This window comes from Yersinia vastinensis, from assembly GCF_044905075.1.
Lineage (GTDB): Bacteria > Pseudomonadota > Gammaproteobacteria > Enterobacterales > Enterobacteriaceae > Yersinia > Yersinia vastinensis.
The window spans coordinates 4,001,955-4,014,559 of the sequence record NZ_CP173260.1; the positions used below are offsets into that span (position 1 = coordinate 4,001,955).

Genomic DNA, 12,605 nt, shown 5'->3' on the forward strand with positions numbered 1-12,605 from the left:
ATCCAATAAAAACTGATATATAGAGAGGCAGACGCAACGTGGCTCAATACGTCTATTCCATGCATCGCGTCGGCAAAGTAGTTCCGCCGAAACGACATATTTTGAAAAACATCTCCTTGAGTTTCTTCCCTGGGGCCAAAATTGGTGTGCTGGGCCTGAACGGCTCAGGTAAATCGACTCTTTTGCGCATCATGGCGGGCATTGATACCGATATTGAAGGTGAAGCGCGCCCACAACCGGGGATCAAAATTGGTTACCTGCCACAGGAACCAAAACTGAACCTTGAACAAACTGTACGCGAATCGGTTGAAGAGGCGGTTGGCGAAGTTAAACGCGCCCTGACTCGGTTGGATGAGGTTTACGCGCTGTATGCCGATCCAGATGCAGATTTCGACAAACTGGCGAAAGAGCAAGGTGAACTGGAAGCGATTATCCAATCCCATGACGGCCACAATCTGGATAACCAGTTAGAACGTGCTGCGGATGCTTTGCGCCTGCCACCTTGGGATGCAAAAATTGCCAACTTATCCGGTGGTGAGCGCCGTCGTGTTGCTATCTGCCGCCTATTGCTAGAAAAACCTGACATGCTGCTGCTGGATGAGCCAACCAACCACTTGGATGCTGAATCCGTGGCTTGGCTGGAGCGCTTCCTGCATGATTACGAAGGCACTGTTGTCGCCATCACCCATGACCGTTACTTCCTTGATAACGTGGCGGGTTGGATTCTGGAACTTGACCGTGGTGAAGGTATTCCATGGGAAGGTAACTACTCCTCATGGCTGGAACAGAAAGATGCTCGTCTGGCGCTGGAAGCCTCTTCCGAAGCGGCCCGTCGCAAATCTATCGAGAAAGAGCTGGAGTGGGTTCGTCAGAATCCAAAAGGCCGTCAGGCGAAAGGCAAAGCTCGTCTGGCCCGTTTTGAAGAACTTAACAGCGTTGAATATCAAAAGCGTAACGAAACCAGTGAGTTGTTCATTCCGCCTGGCCCACGTTTAGGCGACAAAGTGCTAGAAGTTGAGCATCTGTGCAAGTCTTATGGTGACCGCGTACTGATTGACGACCTGACTTTCTCACTGCCAAAGGGTGCTATCGTCGGGATTATCGGGCCGAATGGTGCGGGTAAATCAACCCTGTTCCGCATGTTGTCTGGTCAGGAACAACCTGATTCCGGCACGATTTCACTGGGCGACACTGTGCTGTTGGCATCGGTTGATCAGTTCCGTGACAACATGGATGACAGCAAAACCGTTTGGGAAGAAGTTTCCGGCGGTCAGGACATCATGAAGATCGGCAACTTTGAAATTCCAAGTCGCGCTTATGTTGGCCGCTTTAACTTTAAAGGGATCGATCAGGGCAAGCGAGTCGGCGAGCTGTCTGGCGGTGAACGCGGTCGTATCCATCTGGCCAAATTGCTACAAGTTGGCGGCAATATGTTGCTGCTCGATGAACCGACCAATGATCTGGATATTGAAACTCTGCGCGCACTGGAAAACGCCTTACTGGAATTCCCGGGCTGCGCCATGGTTATTTCCCATGACCGTTGGTTCCTCGACCGCATAGCTACCCACATCATCGACTATCAAGATGAAGGCAAAGTGGCGTTCTTCGAAGGTAACTTTACTGAATACGAAGAGTGGAAAAAACGCACTCTGGGCGCTGAAGCGCTGGAGCCACACCGTATTAAGTATAAGAAAATGACCAAGTAATGAGTTTCCGGTGAAAACCGGAAAAAGATGACCGAGTTATATCAGAGGCCTGCGATTGCAGGCCTTTTTCAATGGGAAAAAACCGCCTATTAATACGATGGCGAGCCGAATTCCTGCCGCGATAACCTCTCCCATTAAGCCGTCCGTCACCAGAATTCTATTCTGTGATCATCATCATTGTTACCCACTGAATTTTGCCAGCTTTCCTTGTCTTAAGGCAGTCAGCCGAAGGTGACAAGACTGCACACTATTTAGACTCCTTCGTCATCAGCGGTTTGTGCGCCCTTCCCGTTCTGCGCCTCCCCGCACCATCACAACGAAGGATAATAAGATGAACAATGCGATTATATTGGGGATAATTTGGCATCTGGTGGGCGCTGCCAGTGCGGCGTGTTTTTACGCGCCGTTTAAACAAGTAAAAAAATGGTCATGGGAAACCATGTGGTCAGTGGGTGGCCTCGTCTCTTGGCTCATCCTGCCATGGACAGTTAGCTATTTATTATTACCTGACTTTTGGCAATATTACGGTTCTTTCAGCATCGCCACCTTACTGCCGGTATTCCTGTTCGGGGCCATGTGGGGGATTGGTAATATCAACTACGGCCTGACGATGCGCTACCTTGGAATGTCGATGGGGATTGGGATTGCCATCGGTATCACACTGATTATCGGCACATTGATGACACCGATTCTACAAGGGCGTTTTGATGTGCTATTCGGTACCGCAGGCGGACGTATGACCTTACTAGGGGTGCTTGTGGCTCTAATAGGTGTTGCCATCGTTAGTTATGCTGGGTTACTGAAAGAGCGGGCTATGGGGATTCAGGCAGAAGAGTTCAACCTGAAAAAAGGGCTAATACTGGCTGTAATGTGCGGTATCTTCTCTGCTGGCATGTCATTTGCCATGGATGCCGCCAAACCTATGCATGAAGCGGCCAGTGCGTTAGGCATCAATCCACTCTATGTCGCACTACCTAGCTACGTCATCATTATGGGGGGTGGGGCGCTCATTAATTTGAGTTATTGTTTTATCCGCCTAGCGACACTCAAAAACCTGTCAGTCAAAGCTGATTTCTCGATTGCCAAACCACTGCTGATCACCAACATTTTGTTCTCAGCATTAGCCGGGTTGATGTGGTATCTGCAATTCTTCTTCTATGCTTGGGGCCACGCCAAGATCCCACAACAATATGATTATATGAGCTGGATGCTGCACATGAGCTTCTATGTCCTGTGTGGAGGCATTGTTGGTCTGCTACTTAAAGAGTGGAAATGCTCAGCCAGAAAACCGGTGACCGTACTATGTATTGGTTGTCTGGTGATTATTCTGGCAGCCAATATCGTTGGCTTGGGCATGGCGGCTTAGTATCCATAATTAAACGTTATTATATGGACGGGCAGAGTTGAAAAACCTGCCCGTTATCTTATGGATAGGCGTTGCGAAGGAGGGGGCTAGACAAGAGCACTGTGGTTATCACTGCCATTTTTAGCCAACGATACAGGGGAGCGAACAAAACGTTGACGATAATCTCGTGGTGTCATACCGGCCTCACGGGTAAAAACGACAGAGAAGTAATTACTGTCATCAAATCCACAGCGAGCGGCAATATCACTGATACGATGCTCACTACACCGCAAGAGAGACTTGGCATGGCACAACCGAATTTGACGAAGATAATGGTTAATACTCATCCCTGTTTGCTGGCGAAAAAGCTGCTTTAGCGAACGCTCAACCAATTTATTTTTATTACAAAAATCAGTCATGTCAAAATGAGTCCCCAAACTTTGCTGCAACGCTGACATAATTAAATCAAGTTGCTCACCATCTGGTAATAAGTGAGCTTGTTCAGCCCGATAGCGATGACGTTTCAGTACGATGGCAAGTTGCAGCAACAATGCCTCAGTCAATTGTATTGACCAAGAATCTGTCTTGCGCGACTCCTGCGCCAACTGCTGAATGATAGGCCTCGCCTGCGCCATTCCTTGTGTTGTTAACCGCCAATATCCCTGATTCTGTTCATGCCCAAAAGGTGGCAGTAACTTATGCCATTGCGCATTCAGACGAAGCCGCTCTGGACAATAAATAATATTATCTAATACCAAGTCATGTACGGATTCGTAGCTATGATGATCTTCTGCCTGGATATAGAAAACATCTCCGCAGGTAATGCGGTAAGGATGGTCGTTCAGGATATGTAAACCATTCCCCCGCCAGACAATCACAATTTCGCAAAATTGATGGGTGTGCTCTGCGAAGACTTCCTGCGGATATCGGTTGGTTACCGCCACCGGCATCTGTTCCGATGGTAAATAATCCCGGCTTTCTAACAGCAGTGGTGTCCGCATGCATACAGCCTTATTGTTATAGATTAATTAATGAGCAGAACATTATCTTGAAACTGCCAATTTTTACCGTGATACCATTCACGCCCTTATCGGTTAGCATAGAAAGGTGCTAAAGCTGACTGCGTAAATCACGAGGAGATTGTGAAAACTCCCGCTTAAATAAGGTTGAGAAGTGATTGCTGTCACCGAAACCACATTGATAGGCAATATCAGTAACACTGCTGTCGCTGTAACATAGCTGATGGCGAGCTTGTAGCAAGCGCAACCGAGTAAGATAGCGTTGAGGTGTCATTCCAGTCTGATTCTTTAGCTGGCGGTGTAGCGTTCGCAGTGGCAATGCAAAGCGGTCGGCTAATTCTGTCCACTCAATTACCTCGCTATAGTTGTTCTGCAACCAATCCAATAGTTGGCATAACCGCCCTTCCTGATCATCTCCTACTTGTGCCCGGCATCCCTGCCACAGTTTCACCAATAACTGCATAAAAACACTCTCATGCAGAGCAATATCTTCCGCCAAATCACTTTGTGGTGCGTGTTCAAGACAAGCAATCAAACATTTTACCTGCTGCAAAATCTGTCCATTTATTCGCCAATGAGAGGGGTAAACCCCCTCACTCTCTTGGGGCAGAAAATGACCAACGCCGGATAAAAAACGAAAAGCATCAGGAGCACGAAACAGCACGTTGGTGAGGAATAAGCCCTCCGTTGATTCAAACAAATGGCGATCATGGTCACGAACAAAACAGACACAACCACTGCTTAATGTATAAGGATTACCATTAAAAACATGTACGCCAGCCCCTTCTTCGACAATAACGATTTCATAAAAATCATGATGATGCTCAGGAAATGCAGGTTGTGGTGCACGAGCTTCAATAGCTACTGGTGATGAGCTGGAAGAGAAAAAATCAATACTGTGCAATACAGTCATCTTTTGCCCTCTTTCGACAGGCACGGCGAAATCGCCCTGCTTCATCTCTCGATAGTAAAAGCAGCAGTGGTGAATAAACCTTCAATTTTTGACACTAAAAGCCACTTTAGCGGCGGTTTTTTTTAGATAGGCGCGGCAATGTTGAAAAATATGCGCAAGGTCACAGGTGGGGGATGGTATGCATAAATACGAAACTGTGAGCTGTTTCACTTTCACTTTTGTCATTCTGCCAGATAGCCATAGTGGTTGGCAGTGATGAGAAGGTCGTAGATCAGGCAAATTTCTACACTGTTGGGCATCGAGAAACAACAGGCCGCTTATCATGCCCACACAATCCACATGTTCATCATCAACAGCCACATCACCAAACGCCTCACGGCACATGGTCGCGATTGACCTTGGAGCCTCTAGTGGGCGTGTGATGCTGGCAAGTTATTATCCAGATCAACAAGAGCTGACATTGCGGGAAGTCTGCCGCTTTACTAATCAGATTAAATCCATTGATGGCTCAGATGTCTGGGATATTGATGCCATTGAACAATCTATCCGTCAGGGTTTAAATCAACTCGACAGCGAAGGGATAGCGCTGGACAGCATCGGTATTGATAGCTGGGGTGTGGATTTCGTATTGCTAGATAAGCAAGGCAAGCGTGTCGGGCAGCCAGTCTCTTATCGTGATAGCCGCACTCAGGGTGTCATGGAACAGGCACAACAGACACTGAGCAGCAAGGCGATTTATCGCCGCACCGGTATTCAATTCTTGCCATTTAATACTCTGTATCAATTACGGGCATTCAGTGAGCAGCAACCCCATCTGCTTGCCGATGTCGCTCATCTCCTACTGATCCCAGACTACTTGCATTATCGCCTTACCGGCCAACTTAACTGGGAATATACCAATGCCAGCACGACCCAATTACTCAACATTGACACCGATGACTGGGATAGCGACTTACTGACTTATGCTGGCGTGCCGGCCCATTGGTTTGGCAAGCCCAGCAAACCCGGTAGAACTATCGGCTACTGGCACAGTCCCCGCGGCCAACGAGTTCCGGTCATTGCTGTTGCCACCCACGATACAGCCAGTGCGGTTCTTGCCGCCCCCCTGATTGATGCTGATGCTGCCTATCTTAGTTCCGGAACTTGGTCACTGATGGGTTTTGAAAGTGCAACGCCACTCACTCACCATCAAGCGCAATGCAGCAATATCACCAACGAAGGTGGTGCTGAAGGTCGCTATCGGGTACTCAAAAATATTATGGGTCTGTGGTTACTGCAACGCGCAACGGACGAATTACAGATTGACGATTTACCGCAATTGATTGAGCAAGCAGCGCAACAACCCGCCTGTCGCTCGCTGATCAACCCCAATGATAGTCGATTTATCAATCCGCCTAATATGTGCCGCGAGATCCAAGATGCTTGTCGCGAACATGGGTTTTCAGTCCCCCTCACAGCCGCTCAACTGGCCCGCTGCATTTTTGATAGCCTCGCCATGCTATACCGGCAAGTGGCGCAAGAGTTGGCAGAACTACGCGGACGCCCTATCAGCCATTTACATATTGTCGGTGGCGGATGCCAAAACCAATTTCTCAATCAACTCTGCGCCGATGCTTGCGGTTTGAATGTCAGCATGGGGCCAGTTGAGGCTTCAACACTCGGTAATATTGGTAGCCAATTAATCTCATTGGGCGAAGTGGCTGATGTCACTCATTACCGCCGCATCGTGGCGAATAACTTCCCTCTGCATCATTTATCCCCTCACGACAACGCTGACTTTGCCGCCCATTGGTTGCAATTCCAGTCACTGAGTCAATTACCTAAGGAACTTTGCATATGACGAACTCTATTGAACAGGCCTGGGATCTGGCTAAACAGCGATTTGCCGCTGTCGGCGTTGATGTCGATGCCGCACTGACCCGTCTTGATACGTTGCCAGTTTCCATGCATTGCTGGCAAGGCGATGATGTCACCGGCTTTGAAAACCCAGAAGGCGCATTGACCGGGGGGATTCAGGCCACCGGCAACTACCCCGGGAAAGCGCGCAATGCGACCGAACTACGCTCTGACCTTGAATTGGCACTAACATGCATTCCCGGTCCTAAGCGACTCAATTTACACGCCATCTATCTGGAGTCTGATACCCCGGTAGCGCGCAATAAAATCGAACCACGCCACTTTAGCCGCTGGGTTGAATGGGCTAAAAAACATCATTTAGGGCTGGATTTTAACCCCTCTTGCTTCTCCCACCCATTGAGTGCCGACGGTTTTACCCTGTCGCATCCAGACCCGGAAATCCGTCAGTTCTGGATTGAACACTGTCAGGCTAGCCGCCGGGTTTCTGCCTATTTTGGTGAACAATTAGGCACACCATCCGTCATGAACATTTGGATCCCCGATGGCATGAAAGACACCCCCATTGATCGACTAGCCCCCCGTCAGCGCCTGCTATCAGCACTGGATGAGGTCATCAGTGAAAAATTAAGCCCAGAGCACCATATTGATGCCGTTGAGAGCAAATTGTTCGGTATTGGTGCTGAGAGCTATACCGTCGGTTCCAACGAATTTTATATGGGTTATGCCGCCAGCCGCCAAACGGCACTGTGCCTAGATGCCGGTCACTTCCACCCTACTGAAGTGATTTCCGACAAAATATCCAGCGCCATGTTGTATGTCCCGCGCCTGCTGCTGCATGTCAGCCGACCGGTTCGTTGGGACAGTGACCACGTGGTCTTGCTCGATGATGAAACACAGGCCATCGCCAGTGAAATCATCCGCCACAACCTGTTTGATCGCGTTCATATCGGTCTGGATTTCTTCGATGCCTCTATCAACCGCATCGCCGCATGGGTCATTGGAACCCGTAACATGAAAAAAGCCTTGCTGCGCGCCTTATTGGAACCTACCGACATGCTGCGCCAACTGGAATTACGCGGTGATTACACCGCTCGGTTGGCACTACTGGAAGAGCAAAAATCTCTGCCATGGCAAGCCATTTGGGAAGGTTACTGCCAGCGTAATGACGTGCCAGTCGATGCTCGCTGGCTTGATGCCGTCCGTGAATACGAACAACAGATTCTCAGCCAACGTTAAGGACTCATGATGATGCAATCAATTCTATCTTCCTGGTTTATTGAAGGAATGATTAAAGCCACCAGCGATATGTGGCGCAAAGGGTGGGACGAACGTAACGGTGGCAATATCAGCTTGCGGTTGCTGGCTGAAGAGGTTGAACCTTATCGTCGCGATTTTTATCCTCAGCCGCGTCACGTAGAGCTGACGCAACCCGCGCCCGAACTGGCAAATAGCTGGTTCCTTGTCACTGGTTCTGGCAAGTTTTTCCGCAATGTGGAATTGAATCCGGCTGAAAATCTGGTGTTGCTGCAAGTCAGTAATGATGGCATGGCTTATCACATTCACTGGGGGCTAACTCAGGGAGGGCTGCCCACCTCTGAGCTGGCGGCCCATTTCCAATCTCATATTGTGCGGATGCAAGTCAGCGGCGGGAGTAATCGCGTCATCATGCATTGTCATGCCACCAATCTGATTGCTCTGAGTTATGTACAAAAACTCGAGAACGCCAGTTTCACCCGCCTGTTATGGGAAGGCAGTACCGAATGTCTGGTGGTCTTCCCTGATGGAATTGGCATTGTGCCGTGGATGGTGCCGGGTACTGATGGGATTGGCACTCAGACGGCGGAACAAATGCGCGAACACAGTCTGGTGCTTTGGCCTTTCCATGGCATTTTCGGCAGTGGGCCTACGCTGGATGACGCCTTTGGTTTGATTGATACCGCCGAGAAATCGGCCGAAATCATGGTGAAGGTTCTGTCGATGGGCGGCAAGAAACAGACTATTTCACGCGAGCAACTGATTGCGCTAGCGGCACGTTTTGATGTCACGCCGTTGGCTGCTGCACTGGACGCCTAATCCCTCAGCCCAAGCCCCGACCAACATCGGGGCCATCATCATCTATGCATTATTTGAGGAGTACAGTATGAGTTTCATGTTGGCACTGCCGAAAATCAGCTTGCACGGCACCGGTGCAATCGGCGATATGGTTAACTTACTCAGCGACAAACGGTGGGGGAAAGCACTGATTGTGACTGATGGGCAATTGGTCGAGCTGGGATTGTTGGACAGCTTATTTGTTGCGATGGAGCAGCACCAGTTACCTTATGCGCTGTTTGCTGAGGTATTTCCTAATCCTACCGAAGAGTTAGTACAGACGGGTTTTACTGCCTTCACGCAGCATCAATGTGACTATCTGATAGCCTTCGGTGGTGGCAGCCCCATTGATACCGCTAAAGCGATTAAGATACTGACGGCCAATCCGGGGCCATCTACAGCTTATTCTGGCGTGGGTAAGGTCAAACAAACCGGTGTTCCACTAATCGCCATCAACACCACAGCAGGGACTGCAGCAGAATTGACCAGTAATGCCGTTATTATTGATAGTCAGCGGCAAGTGAAGGAAGTGATTATCGACACCAATATCATCCCCGACATTGCGGTGGACGACCCTTCGGTGATGCTCAATATTCCTGCCAGCGTCACTGCCGCAACCGGAATGGATGCCCTCACCCATGCAATCGAAGCGTATGTCTCGCTAGGTGCACATACGCTAACTGACCATTCAGCACTCGAATCAATCCGCCTAATTAGCCAGTGGCTGCCATTAGCAGTGGAGGATGGCAAGAATCTGCATGCTCGCGAAATGATGGCCTGTGGGCAATATTTGGCTGGCATGGCGTTTAACAGCGCGGGGTTAGGTTTGGTGCACGCACTCGCTCATCAGCCCGGGGCCACACATAACCTTCCTCATGGTGTATGTAACGCTATCTTACTGCCAGTAGTTGAAGAATATAATCGCCCACAAGCCGTCAGCCGTTTTGCTCGCATTGCGCAGGCCATGGGCGTAAACACTCAAGAAATGAGTGATGAGCAAGCCAGCCATCAGGCGATAGCGGCTATTCGTGAATTGTCGCTGCAAGTCGGTATTCCTCATGGATTCTCCTCCTTAGGTATTGAGGAAAGTGATATTGAAGGCTGGTTAGATAAGGCACTGGCCGACCCTTGCGCGCCTTGCAATCCGCGTCCGGCGAGTCGTGAGCAAGTCAGAACCCTGTACTTACAGGCACTTTGAGTGGAGATAACTTCATGATACGCAAAGCGTTTGTTATGCAAGTCAATCCAGATTCTCATGCTGAATATCAGCGTAGACACTCACCTATTTGGCCGGAACTAGCAGCGGTACTGAAAGCACATGGCGCTCACCACTACTCAATTTTCCTCGATGAAGCACGCAATTTACTGTTTGGTTTTGTCGAAATTGAATCGGAAGAGCGCTGGGATGCCGTAGCACAAACCGCGGTGTGCCAACGCTGGTGGCAACATATGGCCGATGTTATGCCAAGTCACCCGGATAACAGCCCGGTGAGCCAGCCCCTGCGCGAAGTGTTTTATTTGGAATGAAGGTTGTAATCTGAAATAGCGAACAAAGTGGAGCCGGTAGCCCCGTACTCCACTTCTCTTACGACATGTCCAGCCCCTGCACATAATCCTCAAACACTGGATGCCCAATCACCACATCGATAAAACAGCTCAATGCGGGTGAGTTCAACTTACGGCTTGGGTAGACCAGATACAGCTCATTCCCCTCAGCTTGCCACTGCGGCAACACTTCAATTAATTGCTTATTAGCCACCACTTCACGGCTTAAGAAGGCGGGAAGTAGCGTAATACCGCCATCGTTCAGTGCACATTCTCGGGCATATAACAGATTATCAGTCACATGCAGCGCAGGTACCTGCCAGCGATAAAACTCATCATCGCGACGCAAAATCAACGCCTGCCAAGCACGGTGGGCAATACAGCGATGAGTATCCAATTGGCGCGGGTGGATCAGTGGCGGGTGTTGTGCCAAATAAGCAGGAGAGGCCAACAGATAGCGCGGGGCATATCCCAGCCGCCGGCCAATCAGTGACGAATCCTGTGGTTTACCGGTTCGCAGTGCTACATCAAAACCATCTTCAACCAAATCCACCATGGTGTCTGAGACTAAAACTTCCAGCAGAACATCAGGATATTGCTGCTGAAAATCTGTTGCCAGCCGGGCGAGTAATGTGGCACCCAACCCTGCCGGTGTGGAAACACGCAAACGCCCACTGGGATTATCCTTCAGCCGTTGCAGTGCCAAATCAGCCCGCTCAGCGGCTTGTAGCATCTCCTGACAATGCACCAGATAGCGCTCACCGGCAAAAGTCAGGTTCAATTGCCGGGTGGTTCTGTTGAGCAACCGAATCCCCAGATTTTGCTCCAACTGGCTAATGCGCTGGCTGACGCTAGATTTAGGTAAACCAGCCATATCAGCCGCACGAGTGAAGCTGCCACACTCTGCGACTTTGGCGAACAGCGCCATATCTTGAAGTTGCTTAAACATGATTAGGCTTCTTAAGCATGATTGTTTATCTCAGGCGAACACTGCGTTAGTGATTGTCCATCTTATCACCATCACCAGAGTGGTCTAGACTCAGTTGATACGCTAAACAGGAGCAGGAATACCATAATGTCCATTAAAGCCATTGCCGTAAACCCACAACAACCCGCTGATTTTATTGAAATCACTTTGGATTCACCCACACCTGGCCCCTTTGATTTACTAGTCGATGTTAAAGCCGCTTCCATCAATCCAGTGGATACCAAAGTACACGGTGGTCTGAAGAAAAATGGCCTACAACAACCGCGTATTCTGGGCTGGGATGCCGCAGGTGTGGTCATCAATGTCGGTGAGAAAGTGACCGATTTTCGTGCCGGCGATGAAGTTTGGTATGCCGGTGATATCACCCGCCCCGGTAGTAATGCCACTCAACAGTTGGTTGATGCGCGTATTGCTGCTCACAAGCCAAGTTCACTCAATTGGGCGCAAGCCGCGGCCCTACCACTCACCGCTATCACTGCGTGGGAAGCACTGTTTGAACATCTGAAAATTCAGCAGGCCAGTGCAGGTAAAAGTTTGCTTATCATTGGCGGTGCCGGTGGTGTGGGATCACTGGCGATCCCTCTAGCTGCATTACGTAGTTCGGTAAAAGTGATTGCGACTGCATCACGCCCAGAATCAGCGGCTTGGTGTCGTGAACGCGGTGCAGATTTAGTCGTGGATTATCGTGAGTTAAAAACACAGTTGCAGAAAGAAGGTATCAATAAAGTCGATTATATTCTTTGTTTGAATGATACCGACGGTCACTGGCCCGCCATCAGCGAACTGATCGCCCCTCTGGGACAAATCTGTACCATTGTGGAGAACGAAAAACCACTGGATCAGAATCAGTTGAAACTGAAAAGCGCAGCTCTGCATTGGGAATTTATGTTCACTCGCAGCATGTTCTCTACACCGGATATCGCCCAGCAAGGGGAGATTTTAAAACAAGTCAGTCAGTTAGTTGATGAAGGGAAACTGCAAAGCACGCTAAGTGAAACATTGCATGGTCTGACGGTCGAGAATTTGAAAGCGGCCCACGACCTAGTGGCGGGTGGGCATATGCGCGGTAAGGTCGTGATGAGTTACTCATCAAAAGGGCTATTTTAGCCGCTATTTGATATTTGGGCAGTGCTCGAAATCC

The 12,605-nt window shown here is 49.5% G+C and carries 11 protein-coding genes and 1 pseudogene; 8 read left to right on the forward strand and 4 right to left on the reverse strand.

Going from position 1 to position 12,605, the window contains the following annotated elements; genetic code table 11:
* Window positions 1-38 precede the first annotated feature (38 nt).
* Both ettA and rhaT read left to right on the forward strand, forming a co-directional pair.
* Window positions 39-1,706, forward strand: a complete 1,668-nt coding sequence (gene ettA, locus ACIOG0_RS18505) for an energy-dependent translational throttle protein EttA (protein ID WP_050140882.1) — start codon at window positions 39-41, stop codon at window positions 1,704-1,706.
* A 331-nt stretch (window positions 1,707-2,037) separates the two neighbouring features.
* Window positions 2,038-3,072: an L-rhamnose/proton symporter RhaT gene (gene rhaT, locus ACIOG0_RS18510; RefSeq protein ID WP_145581869.1), complete on the forward strand. Its 1,035-nt coding sequence runs from the start codon at window positions 2,038-2,040 to the stop codon at window positions 3,070-3,072.
* Window positions 3,073-3,158: 86 nt separating this feature from the next.
* Here rhaT and rhaR read toward each other — a convergent pair whose 3' ends face one another.
* The 3 genes and pseudogenes from rhaR to ACIOG0_RS18525 form a co-directional block, all read right to left on the reverse strand.
* The gene (gene rhaR, locus ACIOG0_RS18515) at window positions 3,159-4,052 is read right to left on the reverse strand and encodes an HTH-type transcriptional activator RhaR (RefSeq protein WP_050140883.1); all 894 of its coding nucleotides are present in this window, start codon (window positions 4,050-4,052) and stop codon (window positions 3,159-3,161) included.
* A gap of 109 nt (window positions 4,053-4,161) precedes the next feature.
* On the reverse strand, window positions 4,162-4,983 hold the full coding sequence (rhaS, locus tag ACIOG0_RS18520) for an HTH-type transcriptional activator RhaS (protein WP_050100089.1): 822 nt from the start codon (window positions 4,981-4,983) through the stop codon (window positions 4,162-4,164).
* A gap of 221 nt (window positions 4,984-5,204) precedes the next feature.
* Window positions 5,205-5,367: pseudogene (locus ACIOG0_RS18525) on the reverse strand (phosphoribosylaminoimidazole synthetase).
* Here ACIOG0_RS18525 and rhaB point away from each other — a divergent pair.
* The 5 genes from rhaB (at window position 5,366) to rhaM (ending at window position 10,458) form a co-directional block, all read left to right on the forward strand.
* Window positions 5,366-6,823: a rhamnulokinase gene (rhaB, locus tag ACIOG0_RS18530; RefSeq protein WP_128451359.1), complete on the forward strand. Its 1,458-nt coding sequence runs from the start codon at window positions 5,366-5,368 to the stop codon at window positions 6,821-6,823. The pseudogene ACIOG0_RS18525 and the gene rhaB overlap by 2 nt on opposite strands.
* Window positions 6,820-8,076 (forward strand): L-rhamnose isomerase, encoded by a 1,257-nt coding sequence (locus ACIOG0_RS18535; protein WP_050100081.1) that lies wholly within the window; start codon window positions 6,820-6,822, stop codon window positions 8,074-8,076. Before rhaB ends, ACIOG0_RS18535 begins: the two co-directional genes overlap by 4 nt.
* Window positions 8,077-8,088: 12 nt before the next feature.
* Complete coding sequence (gene rhaD, locus ACIOG0_RS18540; protein WP_050100151.1) at window positions 8,089-8,913, forward strand: rhamnulose-1-phosphate aldolase; 825 nt, start codon at window positions 8,089-8,091, stop codon at window positions 8,911-8,913.
* Between the two features lie 67 nt (window positions 8,914-8,980).
* Complete coding sequence (gene fucO, locus ACIOG0_RS18545; RefSeq protein WP_050140927.1) at window positions 8,981-10,129, forward strand: lactaldehyde reductase; 1,149 nt, start codon at window positions 8,981-8,983, stop codon at window positions 10,127-10,129.
* Window positions 10,130-10,143: 14 nt separating this feature from the next.
* Window positions 10,144-10,458 (forward strand): L-rhamnose mutarotase, encoded by a 315-nt coding sequence (gene rhaM / locus ACIOG0_RS18550; RefSeq protein ID WP_050100079.1) that lies wholly within the window; start codon window positions 10,144-10,146, stop codon window positions 10,456-10,458.
* A gap of 58 nt (window positions 10,459-10,516) precedes the next feature.
* On the opposite strand, the gene ACIOG0_RS18555 is transcribed toward rhaM, so the two are convergent.
* Entirely contained in the window at window positions 10,517-11,425 is a 909-nt protein-coding gene (locus ACIOG0_RS18555; RefSeq protein WP_128451358.1) for a LysR family transcriptional regulator, read from the reverse strand.
* Between the two features lie 126 nt (window positions 11,426-11,551).
* Here ACIOG0_RS18555 and ACIOG0_RS18560 point away from each other — a divergent pair, with 126 nt between their 5' ends.
* The gene (locus ACIOG0_RS18560; RefSeq protein WP_128451357.1) at window positions 11,552-12,571 is read left to right on the forward strand and encodes a zinc-binding alcohol dehydrogenase family protein; all 1,020 of its coding nucleotides are present in this window, start codon (window positions 11,552-11,554) and stop codon (window positions 12,569-12,571) included.
* The last annotated feature ends 34 nt before the right edge of the window (window positions 12,572-12,605 follow it).

What these genes read in the sequence shown, in the direction of transcription:
- rhaT (WP_145581869.1), top strand. Translation starts at nt 2,038, where the DNA reads ATGAACAATGCGATTATATTGGGGATAATTTGGCATCTGGTGGGCGCT.
- rhaR (WP_050140883.1), bottom strand. Translation starts at nt 4,052, where the DNA reads ATGCGGACACCACTGCTGTTAGAAAGCCGGGATTATTTACCATCGGAA.
- rhaS (WP_050100089.1), bottom strand. Translation starts at nt 4,983, where the DNA reads ATGACTGTATTGCACAGTATTGATTTTTTCTCTTCCAGCTCATCACCA.
- rhaB (WP_128451359.1), top strand. Translation starts at nt 5,366, where the DNA reads ATGGTCGCGATTGACCTTGGAGCCTCTAGTGGGCGTGTGATGCTGGCA.
- ACIOG0_RS18535 (WP_050100081.1), top strand. Translation starts at nt 6,820, where the DNA reads ATGACGAACTCTATTGAACAGGCCTGGGATCTGGCTAAACAGCGATTT.
- rhaD (WP_050100151.1), top strand. Translation starts at nt 8,089, where the DNA reads ATGCAATCAATTCTATCTTCCTGGTTTATTGAAGGAATGATTAAAGCC.
- fucO (WP_050140927.1), top strand. Translation starts at nt 8,981, where the DNA reads ATGAGTTTCATGTTGGCACTGCCGAAAATCAGCTTGCACGGCACCGGT.
- rhaM (WP_050100079.1), top strand. Translation starts at nt 10,144, where the DNA reads ATGATACGCAAAGCGTTTGTTATGCAAGTCAATCCAGATTCTCATGCT.
- ACIOG0_RS18555 (WP_128451358.1), bottom strand. Translation starts at nt 11,425, where the DNA reads ATGTTTAAGCAACTTCAAGATATGGCGCTGTTCGCCAAAGTCGCAGAG.
- ACIOG0_RS18560 (WP_128451357.1), top strand. Translation starts at nt 11,552, where the DNA reads ATGTCCATTAAAGCCATTGCCGTAAACCCACAACAACCCGCTGATTTT.